Genomic DNA, 23,303 nt, shown 5'->3' with positions numbered 1-23,303 from the left:
TGTACGGAGATGAGAAAATATACATGGCTTATAGGTTTGTTTGCCTTGTTGGCATGGGCTTGCGGGGACAATGATGATGATTTTAAACCTTTCGGGGGCGAGCGCAATTGGCTTGTGGTGGAGGATAGCGATGACCCGATCGACGCTCAGCGGTATAGGATATTCCGGAATACCGGAGTTCCCGTGTATTACAATGACACGATTGGTAGCGAAATGCGTTATACTTTGGCAACGGGAGAACCTTACACCTATTACGAGGTATTGCAGGTATTTTACAGTCCGGGTAGTGTGACTCCCGGTAAATTGCAGGCAAACTATACCTTGGTGCGTGATCGGGATAAGGTGAAACCTGTTCTGGATTTTTTGGAAACCGATGCTTTGCCCCGGGTTCCGGAGTCGGTGTACGTGCCGAGTATTCTTTTGGTGGATTCATTGAAAACGCCCTCGGGAGATACGATTGCTTACAAGGGATTGAATACAATCGTGTTGAGTAAGGTGAAGGATTTCGATAAAGTGGACCAAAAGTTGTACCGGGGAGTTTTCCTTGCAACTTTGGTGGCAAATACGCTGGCCATTTCCGATGGCGAGTGGCTGGAAGATTATTTTTATGCGATAACTTATCGGGTGAATCCGGGAAATAAGAGTAAAATGTATTCAACGGGGACGACTTCGATTGGAACTTATGTATATTCTGCCTATTCGGGACTTACCGTTCCCGCTGCCGAGCAGACGTTGGGGGGACTGGGTTTTGTCGGGACTTATACGAAACCGACCGGAACTTCAGAAAGAATGTGGCAAGTACCGAGTAAGAGCCAAGACGTAAGGCAATATTGTATAGAGATATTTGCCAGTACGGAAGCTGAATTTACTGCAAAACATGGTCAGTATCCGGTGGTGATGGAGAAATACGAGGTGATGAAGCGGAAATTGGAAACATACGGTTTTACGTTCGAATAATCTTTGAGTTTATAGTTATAGAGTGTTTTTAGTTTATAAGGTTTATAGAGTGCGTGTAAAAATGCACTTTATACTCCTTATGTCTTTCAAAAATATGAGATTTGATTGTATATATGTTTGTAAATCAATGTAATGTATGAAAAGTATGAGTATTAGTATGAGATTTTTAGCGTTATTGCTCTGTCTTGTGATGGTGGGACAGGTATCGGAAGGCGCAGAGCGGAAAAAAGACAAGAAGAAAAAGGGGCAGCCTGTTGCTGCTGTCGACAGCACGAAGGTGAAACCCAAAGGCATTCCGGCTATCAAAGATTTTATCAAAGCCAATGCCGTGAAGCATGCGGGAATGTTCAACGTGTACGAGCAAGCAGACCGTTACTTCATGGAGATTCCGGACGAATTACTGGGACGGGATGTATTCGTGTTTGTTTCCTTGATTAAAGGCTCCGCTAAAGCACAAAGAAGTAACATGGATATGATGGGATATGGTGGTGATGCGTTATACAGCAAAGTTATCCGTTTTGAAAAAGGACCGAAAGACAGAATGTATCTGCACGAGCCTCGGTTCACTACCGTGATGCCGGATACCGCGAATGCCTTGTACGGGGCTATTGAGGCTTCCAATTTGATGCCGATTGTAAACGGGTTGGATATAAAGGCTAAATCGGAAAACTCTTCTTTGATTGATATCACGGATCTGTACAAGTCCGATCACTATTATTTCTCATTGAAAGGTGCTGCCGAGATGTTGAATTTGGGAGCTTATCAGGCAGACCAGTCATACACGACTACAATCAGCAGCTACCCGAATAACATCATATTCCGTTCCGTGCGGAGTTACGCCCCGGGGAAGGCGCCGAAAGTGCGTCCGGGAATGCAGGCTCCGAAAATGGATCCGACCACGTGGGAAATGGCGGCTTCGTGGTATTTGTTGCCGGAGGAGCCGATGCGGCCCCGTTATTTCGATAACCGGGTAGGATATTTTGCTTATCCCATGATGGATTATGCGAAAAATCCGTTAAAGGCGGAAGTCATCGGAATGGTAAGCCGTTGGAGATTGGAGCCGAAACCGGAAGACATGAAAAAGTATGAGGCGGGAGAGCTGGTGGAACCAACGAAACCGATAGTGTTCTACGTGGATTACAATACGCCGAAGTATCTGCAACCTTACGTGATTGCCGCTGTAAATGAATGGCAACCCGTGTTCGAGAAAGTAGGTTTCAAAAATGCTATTGTGGGTAAAATGATGCCGCGCCCGGAGGAAGATTCTACCTTCTCGCCGGAGGACGCCCGTTATTCTATTATATCTTACAAGGCTTCCCCGATTCCGAATGCTTACGGTCCGCACGTTGCCGATCCTCGTTCCGGGGAGATTATCTGTTCACACGTAGGATTGTTCCACAATGTATTGAGTTTGGCTCAAACTTGGTATTTCGCTCAAACGGCAGGTGTGAACCCGTTGGCACGTAAGTTCCCGTATGACGAGGAATTGATGGGTACGCTGGTGCAATACATCGTGGTTCACGAGATTGGGCATACGTTAGGATTGCGCCACAATTTTGCCGGTAGCTGGGTGTATTCACTGGATGAGATCCGCGACCGGGAGTTCGTGAAGAAGCATGGTCATGGTTCCTCGGTGATGGACTATATGCGTTTCAATTATGCTGCGCAACCGGAAGATAATATCGACCCGGAGGATTTAATCCCGAGAATCGGTGAGTATGACGAATTCGCTATTGATTGGGGGTATCGCTATTTCCCGCGATTCAAAACGGTAAAGGAAGAGGAGAAATATTTGAAGGATTGGGTGACCGCACAACGGGAAGCCAACCCGAGATTGTTGTTCGGTACGGAAATCGACCGGGAAGACCCGCGCCTGCAAGCGGAGGATTTGAGTGATAACACGATTCAAGCCAATATTCTTGGAATCAAGAATTTGAAATACATCATGAAACATATCGAAGAGTGGACTGCCGCTGCCGACGACGAGGATTACTCCGTGCTGAAAAGCCAGTATAAGGCGGTGGTAAGGCAATACGGAATGTTTATGATGCATGCCGTGAAATACATGGGCGGGCGTTACCAAGATGCAGCCTTACGTTCCGAAAAATTGCACACCTACACTCCGGTGCCGAAGGAAACACAACAGGAGGCGATGAAGTTCTTGAAGGACTATTACTTCACGAATCAGGCTTGGTTGTTTGATAATCATGTCGGAACGGTGACTTCTGTCGGTGGGGATGTTTATAAAGAACGGTTGTTGCAATTTATGATCGGTTCTTTGCTTGCGCAAGGTCCTAATTTCTTGAAACACGAGGGGTTGATTGGTGATAAGGCTTATACCTTGAAAAATATGGCAGATGACTTGTATGATGCCGTTTGGAACGATTTATACACCTCTAAATCTACCTTGGGAACTTTCGAGCGGATGAAACAGACGACTTATTTGACCACGATGTTCCAATTCTTGGATAAAGCCTCGTTGGAAAAACATCCGGAGCATATTGCGATTTTCGTTGCCCAATTGGATAAGATTTCCGCTCAAGCGAAGAAAAAATTAGCATCGGCGGGAGATGATTTGACGAAGAACCATTTGTCCGGAATCGTTCGGATGATTGATATGTGGTTGAAGGGTGAAAAAGATGCTTTGTTGAAATAAGTTGATGAATTTAAGAAAGAGTACGATGAATAGATTTTATTACATACTTCTGTTGCTTTGTTTGCCGTGGATGGCATTTGCCCAAGAGAAGGCTACACCGGCTCCGGCGGCTAAAAGCAAGGCACCCTTGACATACGAGGCTTTCTTCAAGAACGGGATGAGAAAGATAGAGGGTACGTTTTCTGTTTACCAGTCAGACAAGAAATGTTATCTGGAAATTCCTGCCGAATTGTTAGAAAAAGACTTGATGTCAAGCGGTATTATCTCGAAAGGTCCTTGGAGTGGAACGGCATCCGTGAAAACAGATCTGTTGGTTTTCACCTTGGGGCGTAATGACCGCTTGGAGGTTCGGAAACAACTTTGTAGGGATCGTGCCGAGGGGGCGATGGCGGGAGCCGTGGAGGCATCCGCTTTGGAACCGGTGGATTATTTTTATCCTATTGCGGCTTACGGTAAGGATAAGAAAAGTTATATCATTGATATTACCGCGGACGTCAATGCCACGGGCAAATTGTTCGCTTTTCCTAATTTGCAATGGGTAAACCGTCCGGTAGCCGATCGTTCGGGATTGGATAGCGTGTACGTGATTAATAATGGTATGAAATTCATGAGTTTACACACGCAGACGGACTATATGCCTCCCATGATGCCTGGGCAAATGGGATATGATAAGCACAATTCCGTGATGATCGAGTGGACATTGCAGGCATTGCCCGAGCGTCAGGTGTGCGACCGGGAGGCAGATTCCCGCATAGGTTATATGGCGCTTTCTTTTAACGACTTCGATCGGAACCCGTATAAAGCGGAAACGGTGCATGTCGTGCGTCGTTGGAATTTGGAAATCAGCCCGGAAGACACGGAGAGATACAAACGGGGAGAGTTGGTGGAACCGAGGATTCCAATTGTCGTTTATTTTGATCGCTCTGTCGATCCGGCTTTGCGGGCTGCTGCGGTTCGGGCTATTGGAGAGTGGAACGATTGTTTCGAACAGGCCGGATTCAAGAACGTGTTGCAAATAAGAGAGGGGGAACCGGAGGCTTATTTTGCTTATCATCAGATTAGTTTTTCACGGGGATTGGTCACGAGAAAAGTAAATACGGTAACAGATCCTCGTACGGGGGAAATCTTGAGTGCCAATATCAGTATCGGGAATTCCGATATACAAGATTACTTGAGGCGTGCTTTCGTCGGGTTGGGAGCGTACGAACCTGCCGTGTTTACCGATTCCTTGCCCGCGGTGCAGGGGGAAGTTGCTCGTTACGTGACTTCTAAATACTTGGGTGAAATATTGGGTTTGGTGCCTAATATGGCAGGAAGTATGGCATATACGACAGCACAATTGAGGGATGCCGCTTGGGTGAAAGAGCATGGTATTTCGGCTTCCGTGACCGATGGATGCGGGGTGAATTATGCCGTGCAACCGGGGGATAATATTCCGTTGCGGGATTTGTTCTCCAAGGCTTCCGATTATGACCGTTGGGCTATTGAGTGGGGGTATCGTCAATATCCCGGCTTGGATGTCCAAGCGGAAAAGAAAGCATTGAAAGTCATGGCAGAAAAAGCGAAAGATAATACGTTGTTATGTTTTATACCTGAAGGGCGGAAAGGATACAAGGGTAACAAGTTTGATTTGGCGCAGGATAAATTGGCGGCTGCCGAATTGGGAATCAAGAATCTGGAACGGTTGATTCCCGCCGTGGAAGGTATCGCGGGGCGTTTGGATAAAGATGATTCTTGGCAAATGTACAGTGAGTTGACATTGATGATTTATGCCGCGTATATGAATTATGTGGCGTTGGCATTGGATTATATCGGTAGTGTCACTCCGGAAGCTGTTATTGCCGGGTATAACGAGCAACCGTTGAATTTTGCTTCCAAAGCGCAGCAGGAAGAGGCGATGCGTTTTATCGAAAAATACGTGTTTGCGGGAGCACCGTCATGGATGAATAATTCTCTAATGGAACAGGTGTCGGGATTTGAAGAAAGAGAGCCGATGACGAATGTTTTGACCCGGATATTCGGTAAATTAAATGGACCGGAAACGCTTGCGTATCTGTTGCTGACTGAAAAAAAATTAGGTGACAAAGGATATACTTACGGGGACATGATGAAAGTGATTGACCGGAATGTATTTTTGAATTTCAGTACGACCAAGAAAGTAACTTCTTACACGGCATTGGCACAGATGATATATCTGAAGAGTTTGATTAAGTTATACACGGGAGCCAAGGTTGCAGCGTATCCGGGAGATCTTTCTTATTCTTTGATTAATCGGATGAGTCATCTGGTAAAATCGATTGAGCGGTTGGGACGCACGCATGGTGATGCCGCTACCCGTCAACATTATCACGGGGTAGCCATTTACTTGAAGCGGGCTTTGTTACCGCAAGAACAAGCCGGTGTTCCGGTGAGATAAAATGAATCATAATCCAAGAGAGCGGGTAAAAACCGCTCTCTTTATAACCATATATTATGATGATGCGAAATATTATTTATTTATTGTTTTCGGTTTTTATTTTGGCAGCTTGTCGGCAGCCGGAAGGGAAAACCAAGATTAGTTTCGATATCCGGGATTATGACGGGACTTATCCCCGGATTAATATTGGTTTTAAGTATCAAGAAATAAGAATTGATTCTGCCACCGGGAAAGGATACACCGAGTTGGAGCTACAAGAGCCTGCTTATGCGAAAATTACCGTGCGGCAACACGATTCGAAGTTGTGTTTTCTTGAGCCGGGAAAGGAATTGACCTTGACATATAGCCAGAAAAAAGGAGAGAAAGAAATCGTGTACGGGGGAACCTTGGGCGAGGAAAATCAATTCTTGAATCAAGTGAAGTTTTATGACGTGGTGCGCGTTGATTATAAAAATCCCAATATACAGGTAATTGTCCGGAGAGCGGATTCGGTATTGGCTGTCAACAAAGCGAAACTGGAAAAAACCTCCTATTCAGCCACGTTTAAAGCGTGGGAAGGAAAGCGTTTGCAAGTGGAAACGTGGTTTCCCGTATTGCGTACGCGGGAACTGGATACTGCCGTGTATTTACAGACTATACGTCAATGTTTCGTGGAGGATTCGACTTATTTGTCTTTACCGAATTACCGGGAGTTCTTGGAGCAATACCTCCGGACGTTGGTGCGGTTGGGGCACGGAACGAAGTCAACCTTGGAAGGGGAGGATTTGGCGGATGCCCGCTTGAAAATGATTTTCGATAATTTCCAAGAACCGGTTATCGTGGGCTACTTGGTGGATGCCACTTTGTTTCACTTTGCCGAGCGGGGTATCGAGCGTTATGAAAAGATTTATAATCAACACGTGAAAGATGCGGCTCGTTTGGCACTTTATGCCGAGGCATGCAAGAAGGCAGACCGGATTGCTCCCGGGCAACCTTGTCCCGATTTCAGTTTCGCGGACAACACGGGGAAGACGGTGACTTTGGCTGACTTGAAAGGGAAATTCGTCTATATCGATATGTGGGCAACGTGGTGCGGACCGTGTAAAGGAGAGATGCCCAGCCTGTTGGAATTGGAGAAGCGTTTCGAGGGGAAAGATATTCTGTTCGTGAGTCTTTCCATCGACAAGAATAAAGATATTGAATTGTGGAAACAGACCATCGAGAACATGGGATTGGGCGGTATCCAGTTGCACTTGGGAGAGAATTGGGATTGGTTGAAGATATTTATGCCGGCTTCGATGTCTGTACCTCGTTTCGTCTTGTTAGACCGGGAGGGGAAATTCATTGATGCCAATATGACTCGTCCTTCCGATAAAGCGACGGCAGAGAGATTGGAAGCATTATTATAAACCGATAAAATCAATGTATATGAAAAAGATTTTATGGATGCTGTTATTAACGGTAAGTTGCACGGGATTCGTTCGTGCGCAAGAGAGTGAAGGGATTCAATTTTTTCACGGCACTTGGGAAGAAGCCTTGCAACAGGCGAAGAAAGAGGGAAAGATGATATTCATCGATTGCTATGCCGATTGGTGTGGACCATGTGCCAATATGGTGAAGACCATTTTCCCCTTGAAAGAGGTGGGCGATTATTTCAATCGTCATTTTATTAACTTGAAATGCAACATGGAGAGAGGGGAAGAGGGTATAGCGTTGAAAAAACGTTTTGATGTGGTTTCCTATCCGACGTATCTGTTTATCACGAGTGAAGGATACGTGGCTTTGAGAGGTGCGGGATTCATGCAAGCGGATGCTTTTATCGCTTTCGCTAAAAAAGCTGTTGCTACCGGAAAGAACGGTAATGAAGAACGTTTTGCCAAAGGAGAGCGGGACGAGATGTTCTTGAAAGGATATATAAACGAAATGCTCTCTTTGCATAATGCTGATGGTGTGGAAAGAGTGTTGAACACACTTTACGAGGAACAAGGAAATAAAATACTGCGGGATAAAGATTATTGGGAAGCGTTTGATTGTTGTGCGGCGGACGTGAACACTCCCTTGTCCATAGCTTTCGTGAAAGAATACAAGAAATTATATAAAGTACATGGAGAATATGCGGTGCTTCAAAAAATCCGTAACCTATACGCTAGTATAAGGTGTGCGTTGACGCTGTACGATACTCAAGGGCGGAAAGAGGTGGTAAACGAGGAGAGGAAACAAGCCTATTTCGACCTGATGAAAGAACGTAAATTGCCGGATTACAAAGTGTTGCAACAGGAGGTGGATTATATTATCCTACTTCGTGCCGGTAAATATGAAGAGGCTTACGCGTTGGGCGAGAAGAGTCTGGCAAAGGCGGATGCCCGTGAATTGTGTAATTGGGCGACCTTGGGCGAACGCATGGTACGAAAAAATAAAGCGATACGCGAGAAAATGGTCGTTTGGGTAAAGCGGGCTTTGGCATTACAACATAACGAGGAGATAGAGGAAGAGGGGAAAAGCGTACTGCATGACTTGGAAACATCGGAGAATCCGTTCTATGGTGGGAAAGGAAGTAAAGGAAGAAGTACAATACCCATACGGGGATATCGTCGATAGAATCTAAAATCGTTGAAAATGAGGTTATACAATCTATTGGTATGCTCGTTTTGCTTTCTGTTGTCCGGCACGGTGTTCGGGCAGCAGAAAGCAAATTATAAACTGGCGGACAAGTACTTGGTTTCCAATATGGGAGGCGTCGTTTTCTCCCGGGAGGTGAAACCGAATTACCTGCCGGATAGCGAGCAATTCTGGTACTCGTACAAAACGAGTCGGGGAAATAATTATTACATCGTGAACCCGAAAAGCAAGAAACAACAATTGTTGTTCGACAGCGAGGATATGGCAGCCCGGGTCAGTGAAATCACGAACAAGACATTTAACACGAGAGATTTGAATATCACGCCGAACTTTGCCGAGGATAGTAAGAGTTTTTCTTTCATGGTTCAAGGCGTCACTATCAAGTATGACCGGGCAACGGGACAATGTTCCGAGCTTCCTCGTCCCGAGGTGAAAGCGACTGATAGAAAGGTGTACAACCGCTTGGCATTGATGTATTCATACGCCCCGGACAGCTCGTACGCGGTGTTTTCCCGGGGGCATAACATCTGGCTGCGGAAAGGCGATGAACCGGATTCCTTGGCTCGGCGTATCACGGATGACGGGATGGAGAATTTCTCTTACTCGGACAATGAAGTGGGGGAGGGCGTGGATATTTTCACCACGAAAGCCCGTTGGCTGAAAGGTACTCGCCGTTTGTTCGTGATACGGGAAGACAACCGGGGCATTGGCACTTTGCTTGTGGTTTCTTCCGCGGGGGGAGGACGTCCTCGCCTTGTGACACCTGTCAGCGGCAGCGGAAAATACACGATGCCGGGTGACAAAAAGGTGACACAATACGAGCTTTCCTTGATAGATGCGGAAACGGGAAAGGTCACGAAAGTAGCCCTAGAGAAGTGGAAAGACCAGAAAGTGAAATTATTATACGTTTCCAAAGATAGCCGCTACCTGTACGTGCAGCGCACGCGCCGGACGTGTGACGAGTTGGATATTTGCAAGGTGAACACGGAAACGGGAGAGGTAACCGTGGTGCTGAACGAGGTGTGCAAACCTTATTTCAGCGACCGCTGTCAATCGATTACCTTCCTGAACGGTGACCGGGAATTTATCTGGTGGTCGGAGCGTACCGGGTGGGGGCACTATTACCTGTACTCTGCTGACGGACAGTACCGCGGGGCAATCACTTCCGGCAACTGGATGGCGGAGAAAATCGTCCGCCTCGACACGAATCGCCGGGAGCTTTATGTCACGGGACACGGGCGGGAGAAAGGCATGAATCCTTATTACGCTTGTCTTTATAAAGCCGTTTTAGACGGAAACGGTCGGGTGGAACTGTTGACACCGGAGGATGCTAACCATAACGTGGTCATGAGTCCGTCCGGGAATTACTTCGTGGACAATTATTCAAGGGTGGATTTGGCACCTCGTTCCGTGTTGCGGGATAAAAACGGTAAATTGATTTGCGATTTGGCGGAAGCGGATTTGAGCGCGCTCTATGCCATGGGATGGAAAATGCCGGAGCGATTCACGGTGAAAGCCGCCGATGGCGTGACGGACCTTTACGGGGTGATGTGGAAGCCTTTCGATTTTGATTCCACCCGTCACTACCCGATTATCTCGTACGTTTATCCCGGTCCCCAGCAGGAGGCAATGGATTTGAATTTCACGGCAACGGGTAATCACAACGCGGCATTGGCGCAAGTCGGTTTCATCGTCGTGAACATGGGACACCGGGGTGGCAGTCCCCTGCGGGACAAGTATTACCGTACTTACGGGTACGGGAATCTTCGGGATTACGCGTTGGCAGACGACAAGCACGGGTTGGAGCAACTGGCTGCCCGCCACTCGTTTATAGATATCAATCGGGTGGGCATATTCGGTCATTCCGGCGGTGGCTTTATGTCCGCCGCGGCGATTTGCACTTATCCCGAGTTTTACAAGGCGGCGGTAGCCTCTTCCGGTAATCACGACAACAACATGTACAATCAGGCGTGGGGAGAAACTTTCCACGGGGTAACCCAGACCGTGAAAGGGAAAGATACCGTGTTTACTTGTAAAATACCGACCAACATGGAATTGGTCAAAAATCTGAAAGGGCATCTTTTGGTGGTAACAGGGGACGAGGACGACAACGTGCATCCCGGTCATACCTTGCGTCTGGTAGATGCTTTGTTGAAAGCCGGAAAGAATTTCGATATGTACGTCTTACCCGGGCAGAAACACTTGTACCGGGGAGCGGCGGACCTCTTCTGGCGCCGTAAAATATGGTTCCATTTCGCGAAACACCTTTTGGGGGATTACTCTTCCGAGAATTTTACAGAGATGGACGAGTATAACCAGTAAAATAGCAACGAGATGATTAATAAAACTGTTTTTATGTTTGTGTTTACGATGCTTCTGGTGGGATGTCAATCCCGCCGGACCGTCGTATCCTTCACTTCTCCGGACGTGGAATTGCCGGAAGCATCATTAAGTATTGGAAATCACGAATGGAAGGCGGTGCGTGATACCGCGAATACCATTCGGTTCGAGTTGGAAGATGTGCCCTCGGGTTATGCGCTCCTGCGATTCGGGCGCACCGGTAAAATGATATTCGTGGAACGGGGGCAAGATTTGACCGTCCGTTTTACCCGTCATGTGCAACCCGGGGTTTCCCGTTATTCATTCGAGGGCGGGGGTGCACGGGAAAATCAATATATGGAAGAACAGACAAGACCTAATATGCGTGTTATGAATGACTTGTCTGAGGATGACGAGGTTATTCGCTTGTTGGACGACACGGTACGTCAGCGGGTGGAGGCTTTACGGGCTCTTGCCCTTTCTCCCGATTTTACCCGGTTGGAGAGCGAGCGCCAGCGTTATAATGTCCTGCGTTCCTTTTCTGTTTACAAGAAATGGGGGAATGCTCTTTATCCTTATTTGAAAGAGCAATTGAAGGAAAACCCGGAACTTCTCGTGACCGAGGATTATCAAGCCTTTTTATTGGATGGTTTGTATGCTATCGGTGGTGAAGGACAAACTACCCCCTATGGCTACGCTAAAGGACAGTTGGAATATATCGTGCAAAATATTCAAGATACGGCGGTAGCCGATTTCGCGTTAAATTCCGTTTTATCGAGATACATGGAAAGAAGAGGGGTGGAATCGATAGACGGGTTAATGGACATGTTTCGACAGAAGGTACATTCTCCCCGGGTAAGGCAAGCCGTCGAGGAGTTATACGTGAAATGGAATCGGGTGGCGAAAGGACAATCCATACCCGAGTTTACTTTTCTGGATATTGATGATAAGGAAGTTGCGCTATCAGAATTCAAGGGCAAGTACGTGTATATCGATTGTTGGGCAACGTGGTGCGGTCCTTGCAAGCAACAATTGCCGGCATTGAAACAGTTGGAACACAAGTATAAAGGAAAAGACATCGTTTTTGTCAGCATATCCAGCGATAGCGATAGGAATAAATGGAAAAACATGGTGAAAGAACAAAAGCTCGGTGGTGTACAGCTCATCAAGACTCTTCCCACGTATTCCGAGTTTTCCGACCTTTTCATGATAAACGCCATTCCTCGCTTTATTATCCTTGATAAAGAGGGTAAAGTGTTTGACGCGAACGTTACCCGACCTTCCGACCCCGCCACGGTGGAATTGTTGGACGGCTTGTTGTTGTAAGAATAACGGTTATATGGAAGGAGCATTTCTGCTGAAATAGGCTCCTTCACTCGTTTTTCTCTCGTTGTTCAGACGCTGTTGAGATACTGCCGATAGAGTGAACAACGGTAGTGTGAGAATTGTAGGACATTACACGGGGAGGTATCAAACCTAAATGGTTACGCTATTCTAGAGTTACTCTTGCTTAACCTTAAAAGTACAACACTTTCGCCTCACGAACGTATCATAAACGCACGTCGTCGTCCATGATACGTTCATGCTTCGAAGATGATACGTTCATGGTCTAGGGAAGCGTGGGAGAAGGTTCCCTGTAAAGGGTGCGCGGGAGTAGCCCGATGGCGTCTTCTTTATCTCGCGATGTCGATTTTGGTCTTCATGTTTTTGATTTTTTCGTTTCGGACGCGGGAGAGTAGTTGACGGATATTGCCTCGCCGTACGGCGACAAAGGCGTGATAATCTTTGACTTCGATTTTACCGATGTCCTCTTTTTTAAGTTGTCCTTTCTGGCAGAGGAAACCCACGATATCCATTTTGTTCACTTTGTCTTTTTTGCCTTTCCCGATGTACAGGGTTGTCCAGCGGGGAGTCGCGGGGGAAGAGTTTTTCCTTGTCAGGGAGAATGTTTCCGGTGCTTCCGTCAGGTATTCCGGTAGTTCGTCTTCGTCGTCAAACAGGAGGAAGGCGGTACCGGAGGCGTTCATGCGTGCCGTTCTGCCGTTGCGATGTATGAAAGCGTCCTCTTTTTTGGGCAGGTGGTAGTGGATAATGTATTTTATTTCCGGGATATCCAAGCCGCGGGATGCCAAATCGGTGGATATGAATATGTTCGTGCTTCCGTTGCGGAATTTGCATAGAGCCCGTTCCCGTTCGTCCTGTTCCATTCCCCCGTGAAAGAATTGATTGTCCACTTCCCGCTCCCACAAGTAATCGCTGACTTCCTCTGCCCGTTCCCGGAAGTTACAAAATATAAGAACGGGTGCTTCGTCCAGTTCGCAGAGTAATTTGTATAGCGTATCGAGTTTGCTCTCTCCTCGCGAATAGACTGATTTGACAGTCAAATCGGGAGCCGCATTATGTTGGAAATCCAACGTGCAAGGAGAAACGACTCCCGTGAAAGCCGGAATGTCGACCACGTTTGTGGCGGAAGTGAGAACCCGTTTATGAAGATTCGGGAGGTATGAAAATATACGTTCCATTTCACCGAGGAAACCAAATTCCAACGATTTGTCAAATTCATCCAGTATGATGGTGGAAACGGTGCTGATATTTATTGTTCCGTGTTCGATGTGGTCGAAAATACGCCCCGGGGTTCCGATAAGTAAAGCGGGAGCGTGGGCAAGACTTCTGGTTTCCACGTTGATGTCATGACCGCCATAGCAACAAACCACTCTTAAACCGCTTTTCAAGGAGCGGAAAACGTTTTCTATCTGCATGGCGAGTTCCCGTGCCGGGGTGAGAATCAAGGCTTGTATATCGTTTTTTTCAGTGTCTAATGACTCTATCAAGGGAAGTAGAAACGCGAGCGTTTTACCCGAGCCGGTAGGAGAGAGCAGGATGATATTATCTGATTTCTTGTAGGCTCTCAAGGATGCTTCCTGCATCTCGTTCAAAGAGGTGATTCCGATATTTTCGAGTAATTCTTGAGTATTCATGATTAAAAGTTCAATAAAAAAACTCCCTCCCGGCTTCGCCGTATTGAGTTATCGCTCGAACTGGCTTTCGCTCGGTAACGGGGAAACAAGTTTCCCCACTACTCTCGCTTACTCGCCAGTTTCCCTCTATAAACAGAGGGAGAGCTTAGTTACTCACCATCTTTGGCTAAAATTACCAGCTCTTCCTCTGTTTATAGAGGAGGTGGCGGCGAAGCCGACGGAGGAGTTTGCATTTTCAATTTTCAATTCTCCATTTTCAATTTCTTCTTGACTCTTGGACGGTCGAAGACTATTTTGGCTTGTTTGTAGCCTTCTTCCATGATGTCCTCGACGTTGTTGAGGTCGAACATGCTGAAACGGCTGATATGCCGGGGAACGATGACGATATCACAGAGTTGGGTGTCGATACTCATGTTAGACAGGATACCCATGTGAAACGAACGTTCGGCAAGATGCACGATGCTTTTGATGTGGTTGCTGGGTTCCAACGGGTCGATATGCACCCCGATGACGATGTCGCAAAGGTCACGAATAGGGCGTACGGGAAAATTCATAAAAACACCCCCGTCGGAATACAGGTGGTTGTCAATATTGACGGGTACGAACACGATAGGTATGGAACAGGATGCCAATACACGGGGTACAAGCTCGCCGCTGTTGAAGTGCGTGGGTATTCCCAAGTTCATGTTCGTGGCAGTGACGACCAGCGGTATTTGCAGGTCTTCAAATGTTTTTGCTTGAATAAATTCGGATAATCGTTTTCCCATCCCGTTCATGTTCATTATCCCGGTTTTAGACACGAGAGGACGGGCAAAGTCGAGAAGTTTTTTCCCCTTGAAAAAATCCACGCCTTCCTCTGCCGTGTGCCCGGAAGCGAACATGACGCCCGCTATTGCTCCCGCGCTGGTTCCGGATATGATGTCCGGTTTGATCCCTAACTCCTGCATTGCCTTGAACACTCCCAGATGGGCGAATCCTCGGGCTCCTCCTCCGCTTAATGCCAAACCGATATGGAATGGACGTTTTTCTTGATTCATTGAGTTTGTAAAGTTTATAAGGTTTATAAAGTCCGTAAGGTCTATAAAGTCCATAAGGTCAAAAGTCCATGGACCCCTGCGGGGCGCTTTGTTTACGGCAACAGTGGCTGCCGTTAAACTCAGTCCGAAGGACACCCGTGACCTTATGGACTTTTGACCTTACGGACTTTATGGACTAAAAAAAGGGGCGATAGCCCCTTTTTATTATTTTACAGTAGCCATGTGAGCGATTAACTCGAGTACTTTGTTCGAGTAACCCCATTCGTTATCATACCAAGATACGAGTTTCACGAAATTGGAGTTCAATGCGATACCTGCTTTCGCGTCGAAAATAGAAGTGCGGGCATCTCCCAAGAAATCTGATGATACTACTTCTTCTTCGGTGTAACCGAGGATTCCTTTCAATTCGTTTTCAGAAGCCTCTTTCATCGCTGCTTTGATTTCGTCGTAGGTAGCTGCTTTTTCCAGACGGCAGGTCAGGTCAACCACGGATACGTCCAACGTCGGAACACGGAATGACATACCGGTTAATTTGCCGTTCAATTCCGGGATTACTTTTCCCACGGCTTTCGCTGCCCCGGTAGAAGACGGGATGATGTTTCCTGCTGCCGCGCGTCCGCCTCTCCAGTCTTTCATGGAAGGACCGTCAACTGTTTTTTGGGTAGCGGTCGTGGCGTGTACGGTAGTCATCAAACCTTCAACGATGCCGAATTTGTCATGAAGTACTTTAGCCAACGGAGCCAAGCAGTTCGTGGTACAAGAAGCGTTGGAAACGATAGCTTGTCCCGCGTATGACTTGTTGTTTACTCCCATGACGAACATCGGGGTGTCGTCTTTTGACGGGGCGGACATAACCACGCGTTTAGCACCTGCTTTCAAGTGAGCTTCCGCTTTTTCTTTCGTTAAGAAAAGTCCGGTAGACTCTACCACGTATTCCGCGCCTACTTCATTCCATTTCAAATCTTCCGGGTTTCTTTCAGCCGTAACGCGGATAGCGTGTCCGTTCACCACGAGTTTGCCGTCTTTAGCTTCAACGGTTCCGTTGAAACGACCGTGCATGGTGTCATATTTCAACATATAAACCATGTAATCAACGTCGATTAGGTCATTAATACCCACGATTTCAATATCGTTTCTCGTCATTGCAGCACGGAAAACCAGACGACCGATGCGTCCGAATCCGTTGATACCAACTTTAATCTTTGACATTTTTCTTTTATTATTTGATTAATAATGATGTTAACTCTCTCGTTTAATGTCGTAAACTCACACAAAAGTATGGATAAAAAAATGAAAAACAAAAATCTTTTAGATTAGTTATACGCGAACGTTTTTTTTGTGAAAAAAGTTTGCGCAAACGTTTTAGATTTGTATCTTTGCACCTGCAATGAAAGGAAATGTTTTTTGCTTTTATAAGTGTAGTAAATTTATTGTTAGTGTGTTAAAAAAAAGAGGCTTATGCCTCTTTTTTTAGTTTATAAGGTCCATAAGGTCAAAGGTCCATAAGGTCACGGGCGTCCTTCGGACAGAGTTTTACGGCAGCTAAGACTGCCGTAGACAAAGCGGCCCGCAGGGGTCCATGGACTTTTGACCTTATGGACCTTATAGACCTTACGACTTTATGGACCTTTTTACAGTCAATACCCTTTTCGTTGCGGGAGAGACTTTGTACCGGTCGTCGATGCGGTGGCCTACTACCCAGATAATGTCTTTGCCGGATTGGAGGATGAGGCATTCTTTTTTCTGTTTGGCACTGAATTTCAGGTCAGTGAAGAAGTCACTCAGTTTTTTCTTGCTGCGTTTCATGCCGAGAGGACAGAACCAATCGCCTGTCGACCAGTGGCGTAAGACTAGGGGATACGTGATTTTGTCGAGGTCGAAGCATCCGATTTCGGAATCTTGCGGGACTTGGAATGAATCGTCAATCTCTTGTTCCCCGAGTGTGAAAGTGTAATCGTCGAGGTGATATTCCCCGCTGTCTGCCAGAAGCGTGCGTTCTTCTTCTTTTTCCAGAATGTTGAAAAGCCGCCAGTACACTCTGCCTTTCGTGAGCAGGTATTCTCCCGCCTCGAATTGCTTGCCGGGGATGGCTTCGTTGCTATGGAGTATATCTTCTATTTGGGTGGCGTTGAACCCGTAAGGTCTTAGAAATTCGAACAGGAACGTGTAGGGGGCGGGCGATGCCATTGTCTTTTGGATGTCAATAAGTATTTCGCCGTTTTCTTCACTGACGATGTTTGCTTTCAGGCAGTCGATGCCGTACTTGTAGATTTGTTCCACCTCTTTCAGCGTGTTGCAATTTTCCTGCACGGTGTTGAGGAAGGAAGGATTGATTTCCTTGCAGACGGGAATAATCAGGTGGCGGATTTTATTCCGCACGTAATCGAGGGAATTGTTCGTCGAGTCGGTACGGTAACCGAGCTGGTTTTGCTCTATGTACGCGATAATCTCTTCCCGCGAGCGGGACAGGAGAGGACGCAGTATTTTATCCTTGACGGGACGAATACCCGTTAATCCTTTTATTCCGGTTCCGCGGCATATATTAATGAAGAGTGTTTCTGCCAAATCGTCGGCATGGTGTCCCACGACGATGTAATCCATTTTTTTCTTCAGCCGCATTTCCTCGAACCACGCGTAGCGTAATTCCCGTGCCGCCATTTCTATGCTGATGCCTTTTTTCTGGGCGTATTCCCGCGTTTCAAAACGTTTCACGCTCATGGGAATCCCGTAAGTTTCACAAAAGCGTTTCACGAATTGCTCGTCCATATTGGATTCCTTGCCCCGGAGATTGAAATTGCAGTGCAAGGCGTGTATTCTTAAATTCAAGTACTTGAACGCGTGAAGCAGTGTGATGGAATCAGCACCACCGCTGACGGTGATGATGAATCCCGCTTTTTCATCAATATCATGTTCCTTCAGGAATTTTTTTATCGTGTCCAACATAACCTTTCCATTTAATGATTCCCCTAAAATTAGCCATTTTTCCCGACATTCAAATAACGAGAGAGGATTTTTTTCTTGCATGGCAAGTTTTTTACCAGAAACGTTGTTTGCCGTCCTGTATGGTGAAAACGCGTTCTTCTTTGCCAGTTGTGTGGTTTTGAAGCCAATAGACCGCGTTGGAAGGAACCGCGTCAAACTCGATTTCATATCCCTCGGCTATTTTGCTGCCAAGCGATTGCCAACCGTCACGGTCAAAGTAAAAAAGTTCGTACTCGTTGCCGGGATAGATGCCGTTCGCGTCGTTCCGGGGCAAGTAATGCATTTCCGAGATACTGACGGGTTCGCCGAAATCAATCATGAACTGTCGGGAAAGACGCCCGTAGCTGAGGGCGTTACCGTCAAAGATGTTGTCTGTCCTTGAACTTTCGCCGATCGGATCGATGCCTTTTCCCCGGATGACATTCCCCTTGTTATCCTTGAAGGTCCACTCGGAGAGTTCTGCCATTTTCGTGTGGTCGAACAGCCAGTAACGGTATTTTTGTGTCGTGTCCACGGGAACGATTACCGGGTACATGTTAGGGTTCCGGTCTACGCGATACACGAGTCGGGAAGTTTTGAACGAGGCATCGTTGGAACATCTGAAATTAGCCCCGACGAGCGCGTTCCCATGATATACCTTATTACTGTGTAACGGGTATTTTCGGGTGAGTTTTACGGTCTGCAAGTGTGCTTTGTCCGGTTGTAAAGAGGTGGTTGTGCCATTTGCGCGGAGAATGAAAGGGTAAGAAAAGTTCTTCTGGCGCTCGTTTTCGAAATAGACGGGGAAATAAATGATGTTTCGCCCGAGGTCACGGAAGACCGCCTTGTTTCGTTTTACTTTACCCCAATCAACGATGCGCAGTTGGCGATTGTTGAAAATGGCGAGATAGGCGTGGTGTATCGAATGGCGGCGACCGGGAATATCCGCTTTCACGGTCACGTCGGATGTCGCTTGATATTTACGGGTAACATCCCGGTTAAACGGGTTGCGGAAAAAAGGTGGAATGTATTCATCCCCTTCGGGTTCCGGAATTTCATTCACGGCGTAAGTGCGACGGAATACTTTCGGGGCGTTTTTGGTTTCCAGTTGCCCGTGCAATATATCCAGTTTCTTGGGATCGATGACTACCGTCCACTCGTGAAAACCATTCATGTCCGCCCAGCAAGGCACGTGGTCAATGGCTGCGGGAATACCCGCCATGCGGAATGCCAGTAATTCCAGTCGGCTGGTAAATACACATTCCGAGATGGTGAATGGAATGTTTGCCACGGAACCCGTGTTGGTTTTGTAGGACAAGGTATGGTCGCTGACTTGTTTGCTGATGTTGTAGACGGAGAATTTGCGGTCGTCGAAGTATTGTATAGCTTCCCGTATGTATTTTTCCTGTTCCGGGGCAAGTGAATCCCGCCAGTAATCCAATGTTTCGTTGCCGATACGATAGGGAAGAAGGTATTCCAGAAAGTCCTCGAAAGATATTCCTTCCAGCCACGGGCGGGTAGTCCATTGTTCGAATGCTTTGTCTATATTATATATAAGGTAATCCGCTTGCACGTGCTTGATGTCCGCTTCTATTTGTAGTTGCTGGCGTGAACGTGAGTAACGGGCGGGTTGCATGAGAATCACTTTTTTTAACAGGTAATCTTGTATCGTCGTGTCGACTGTTTGCTTGAAATCCTGAAGAAATTGCCCGCTATAAGAGAAATGTTCCGGCATATTTTCTATAAGAAATAGGGCTGCTCGCAGTTTTAGACTGTCTTCGGGATTTTGGGAATAGTGTTTCAGTACTTTTTCCAGTTCCGCCCGGTTGGCTTCGCTGGCTTGCAATGCATACTCCAAGTGCGGGGATGTATCCCGGCAAGAACAAAATATGATACAAGAAAGAGTTGTAATCAGGCAGATATATTTCATTATCAAAACGGTTTTCTTAATTATGAGGCAAAAGTAGGTATAATTTGAGGAATATCATTAAAGGTTCGTTTAATAATAGTCTATTTCGAGAGTATCCAAGAATAGTCGTGGCGATGTAATTATCCACGTATTCCCGTGATAATAAGAATGAAATAAAAAAGATATTAATTGGAGTATTTGTCTATGATTATTACTATTTTTGGACGTCATTAAACGAAGGTTTATTTCCATTCCGCTATTGGATGGCGGAATGCTTGAGTGTTCACGTGGGATTGGTACATATGACAGAGGATAGAGATAAGATAATTGCACGGTTATATTGCAAATTGAAACCTGAATTGCGTGTCTACGCTGCCCGATATTGTCCGGAAGAGGCGGAGGATATCGTTCATCAGGCATTCGTGAACGGGTATGCCCGTATTGTGGCCGAACGGAATGAGGCGGAACAGCGTTCGTATCTTTATTCCACGGTGAAGAACCTGTGCCTTAATTTCCTGCGTAACGTTCGTCCCGTTTACACGGAAACACCGCCGGAGTTGATGACCGAGTTCGCGGTTATCGATACGCATGACTATATGTACGAGTTGATTGCCCGTTTACCCAAGAAAGAACGGCGGATTCTTGAATTGGCCTTACAGGGATATTCCACGAAAGAGATTGCAGAACAGATTGATATGGAGTACAACACGGTACGGCATTATAAAAAGGAAGCCTACGCTAAAATTCGTCAGGCATTGAAAAATGAAATTTGATTTTATTTTTGTCCGAAAAGAGATTGCTGCTTGATATTTTGTTATTTTTGTGACGTTAGGTGTTTGTTTACTAAGAATTAAAAATGATATAAAGTGGATAGCAAGGATCGGTTTAGTGATGCTCGTGTCCCCGAGTTGATGAAGAAAGCCCGGATGGGTTGGTGGGAGGCGGATTTTAAAAGACAGTGCTACGTGTGTTCCGAGTTCATTCGTGATTTGTTTGGCTTGGGAGAAGACGGCGTTATCAGTTTCGAGGATTTTCGGGGTTTCATTCGGGAAGATTATCGTTTGCGCACGGTAAATGAATTTGTTTTCGGTAAAACTCAGAACGTGTATGATCAAGTGTACCCGGTGGAAATTCACGGTGAAATTATCTGGCTTCGGGTTAAACTGTGTACCAAGGAGGTGGATGAAGAGGGGGGCATGAGAACTTTTGGCTTCATGGAATGTCTGGATGTACCGGAAAGTATGGACACGAGTACCACTGCCTTGCAACGGGTGAATAACCTGTTTGTGCAGCAAAACAGCATATCCCGTTCTTTATTATCCTTGTTGCGTTCGGACGATTTGAGCGGTGTCGTGAACAAGATTCTGGGAGATATCATGCAATATTACCCGGAGGGATGTACCTATATCATAGAGTACGATTGGGAGAAGAAAACACAGACTTGCAGTTACGAGGCGGGAAGTTACAAGTCTTTCAAGAAAAAAGATTACATGGAGGATTTCCCCATGTGTGAAATACCTTGGTGGACGGAGCAACTGGCACAAAAAGCATCCCCTATTATTTTGGCAAACTTGGACGAATTGCCGGAAGAAGCTACAGCCGAGAAAACGCGTCTTATGGAACAAGGGGTAAAATCTTGCATGGTTGTCCCGATGATATCCAGAAACGGGGTGTCCGGGTACGCGGGTGTGGATATATTGGATAAACCCCACGTGTGGAGAAACGAGGATTACCAGTGGTTTGCCTCTTTGGTAAATATCGTGGGTATTTGCATGGAGTTCCGGAAGTCCGAGATTAAAGCTCAGGTGGAGAAAGAATACTTGGATAATCTATATCGCCATATGCCGGTGGGATACGTGCGGATGCGAATGGTGTACGATGAACAAGGGCGGGTGAAAGATTATCGCTTTATAGACTCTAATAATATGGCCCGTTACTTGTACAATCTCAAAGACGAGCGATGGATCGGCAGACTGGCAAGTGAAGTGGACGAAGAAGATATACAAGAGCATATAGCTGACTTGGAAAGCGTGGTGAAAGGAGAAGGTCCGAGAGAGATAAATTACTACCGGTCGGGAGTCGATAAATATTTCCATTCCGTGATGTATTCTCCTTGCAAGGATGAAGTGGTGCTGATGTTCTCCGACATGACAGATACTTTCAAGGCTCACGAGGCGTTGGACCGGAGTGAACGGTTATTACGGAACATATACAAGAATATTCCCGTGGCTATCGAATTGTACAATAGAAACGGGATTCTCGAGGACGTGAATGACAAAGACTTGGAAATATTCGGTTTGGACTCGAAAGAAGCTGTTCTAGGCATTAACCTGTTTAAAAATCCGATGATTCCCGAGGAGGTAAAAGATAAATTGAGGAGAAGGGAAAGTGCCGATTTTTCGATAGATTACGACTTTTCCAAAATTGGTGAAATGTATCAAACTTCCAAGACAGGTATCCTCAATTTATTGACACGGATAACTACGCTTTACGATGCCGCGGGTAACTTGACAAATTATCTTTTGATTAGCGTGGATCGGACGGAAGCGACAAAAGCGTATAACCAGATTAAAGAATTTAAAGATTTTTTCACGTTGGTCGGTGATTATGCCAAGGTAGGATACGCCCATTTCAACGTGTTGACAAGAGAGGGGTATGCCTTGGATAGCTGGTACCGGAACGTGGGAGAGGAACGAGGAACCCCGTTACAGCAGATTATTCGGGTACACGATCATTTCCACCCGGAAGATCGTGCTGTGGTACTTGATTTCTGGGATAAAGTGATACGGGGCGAAATGTCATACATCCGTAAAGATGTCAGGGTATTAAGGGAAGACGGCAGTTACACGTGGACTTGCGTGAACGTGCTTGTGCGGGATTATCGTCCACAAAACGGTATGATCGAGATGATATGCATCAATTACGATATCACGGATTTGAAGGAAACCGAGATGAAATTGATTAAGGCAAGGGATCGGGCGGAAGAGTCCGATCGGTTGAAATCTGCTTTCCTCGCGAACATGAGTCACGAGATTCGTACCCCGTTGAATGCTATCGTCGGGTTCTCCAATTTGCTGGCTTACGCGCAGGATGAGTCGGAAAAGCAACAGTATATCAGTATCGTGGAGGAGAACAATGAACTGCTCCTGCAATTGATTTCCGATATATTGGATTTGTCCAAGATAGAAGCGGGTACTTTCGAGATGGTGTGCGGTGATATCGAGATAAATCCCTTGTGCGAGGACGTGGTGGCTTCCCTGCAAGTCAAGGTTCCGGCGGGTGTCGTACTCCGTTTTGAGCCTTGTCCGGAGAATTGTCATATATATAGTGATAAGAATCGTATTCACCAGATTATATCCAATTTCGTGAATAATGCTTTTAAGTTCACCTCTTCGGGCGAGATCGTGGTCAGTTGCCGGAGAATAGGCAAAGAGATAGAGTTTGCCGTTCGGGATACGGGAATTGGTATTGA

General features: G+C 46.4%; 14 protein-coding genes. 9 read left to right on the top strand and 5 right to left on the bottom strand.

Going from position 1 to position 23,303, the window contains the following annotated elements; genetic code table 11:
* Positions 1-9: 9 nt before the first annotated feature.
* The 7 genes from Q5866_RS13980 to Q5866_RS13950 all read left to right on the top strand — a co-directional run bounded on the left by Q5866_RS13980 (position 10) and on the right by Q5866_RS13950 (position 12,272).
* Positions 10-957 (top strand): hypothetical protein, encoded by a 948-nt coding sequence (locus Q5866_RS13980; protein WP_303180869.1) that lies wholly within the window; start codon positions 10-12, stop codon positions 955-957.
* 136 nt (positions 958-1,093) lie between these two features.
* On the top strand, positions 1,094-3,613 hold the full coding sequence (locus Q5866_RS13975) for a zinc-dependent metalloprotease (RefSeq protein ID WP_303180868.1): 2,520 nt from the start codon (positions 1,094-1,096) through the stop codon (positions 3,611-3,613).
* 25 nt (positions 3,614-3,638) lie between these two features.
* Positions 3,639-6,029, top strand: coding sequence for a zinc-dependent metalloprotease (locus Q5866_RS13970; protein ID WP_303180867.1), 2,391 nt, complete (start codon positions 3,639-3,641; stop codon positions 6,027-6,029).
* 56 nt (positions 6,030-6,085) lie between these two features.
* A complete protein-coding gene (locus Q5866_RS13965; RefSeq protein WP_303180865.1) occupies positions 6,086-7,417 on the top strand; it encodes a TlpA disulfide reductase family protein in 1,332 nt (443 codons plus the stop codon).
* Positions 7,418-7,436: 19 nt separating this feature from the next.
* Positions 7,437-8,606, top strand: a complete 1,170-nt coding sequence (locus Q5866_RS13960; protein ID WP_303180863.1) for a thioredoxin family protein — start codon at positions 7,437-7,439, stop codon at positions 8,604-8,606.
* Between the two features lie 18 nt (positions 8,607-8,624).
* Entirely contained in the window at positions 8,625-10,949 is a 2,325-nt protein-coding gene (locus tag Q5866_RS13955) for a DPP IV N-terminal domain-containing protein (RefSeq protein WP_303180862.1), read from the top strand.
* 33 nt (positions 10,950-10,982) lie between these two features.
* On the top strand, positions 10,983-12,272 hold the full coding sequence (locus Q5866_RS13950; RefSeq protein WP_303180860.1) for a redoxin family protein: 1,290 nt from the start codon (positions 10,983-10,985) through the stop codon (positions 12,270-12,272).
* 347 nt (positions 12,273-12,619) lie between these two features.
* On the opposite strand, the gene Q5866_RS13945 is transcribed toward Q5866_RS13950, so the two are convergent.
* From Q5866_RS13945 to Q5866_RS13925, 5 genes are all read right to left on the bottom strand, one after another.
* The gene (locus Q5866_RS13945) at positions 12,620-13,924 is read right to left on the bottom strand and encodes a DEAD/DEAH box helicase (RefSeq protein ID WP_303180859.1); all 1,305 of its coding nucleotides are present in this window, start codon (positions 13,922-13,924) and stop codon (positions 12,620-12,622) included.
* A gap of 242 nt (positions 13,925-14,166) precedes the next feature.
* On the bottom strand, positions 14,167-14,961 hold the full coding sequence (locus Q5866_RS13940) for a patatin-like phospholipase family protein (protein ID WP_303180857.1): 795 nt from the start codon (positions 14,959-14,961) through the stop codon (positions 14,167-14,169).
* Between the two features lie 204 nt (positions 14,962-15,165).
* Positions 15,166-16,170, bottom strand: a complete 1,005-nt coding sequence (gene gap, locus Q5866_RS13935) for a type I glyceraldehyde-3-phosphate dehydrogenase (RefSeq protein ID WP_118715487.1) — start codon at positions 16,168-16,170, stop codon at positions 15,166-15,168.
* A 402-nt stretch (positions 16,171-16,572) separates the two neighbouring features.
* The gene (gene tilS, locus Q5866_RS13930) at positions 16,573-17,904 is read right to left on the bottom strand and encodes a tRNA lysidine(34) synthetase TilS (RefSeq protein WP_303180856.1); all 1,332 of its coding nucleotides are present in this window, start codon (positions 17,902-17,904) and stop codon (positions 16,573-16,575) included.
* Between the two features lie 91 nt (positions 17,905-17,995).
* Positions 17,996-19,852, bottom strand: coding sequence for a hypothetical protein (locus tag Q5866_RS13925; protein ID WP_303180854.1), 1,857 nt, complete (start codon positions 19,850-19,852; stop codon positions 17,996-17,998).
* Positions 19,853-20,094: 242 nt separating this feature from the next.
* On the opposite strand from Q5866_RS13925, the gene Q5866_RS13920 reads away from it, so the two are divergent.
* Both Q5866_RS13920 and Q5866_RS13915 read left to right on the top strand, forming a co-directional pair.
* The gene (locus Q5866_RS13920; RefSeq protein WP_303180853.1) at positions 20,095-20,604 is read left to right on the top strand and encodes an RNA polymerase sigma factor; all 510 of its coding nucleotides are present in this window, start codon (positions 20,095-20,097) and stop codon (positions 20,602-20,604) included.
* A 93-nt stretch (positions 20,605-20,697) separates the two neighbouring features.
* Positions 20,698-23,303: histidine kinase dimerization/phospho-acceptor domain-containing protein (locus Q5866_RS13915; RefSeq protein WP_303180851.1), on the top strand; the 2,606-nt coding region annotated here is incomplete at its 3' end.

Source organism: uncultured Butyricimonas sp. (genome assembly GCF_959596855.1).
GTDB lineage: Bacteria > Bacteroidota > Bacteroidia > Bacteroidales > Marinifilaceae > Butyricimonas > Butyricimonas muris.
The sequence above is the reverse complement of the archived record's forward strand: the minus strand, read 5'-3'. Positions and strand labels throughout refer to the sequence as shown.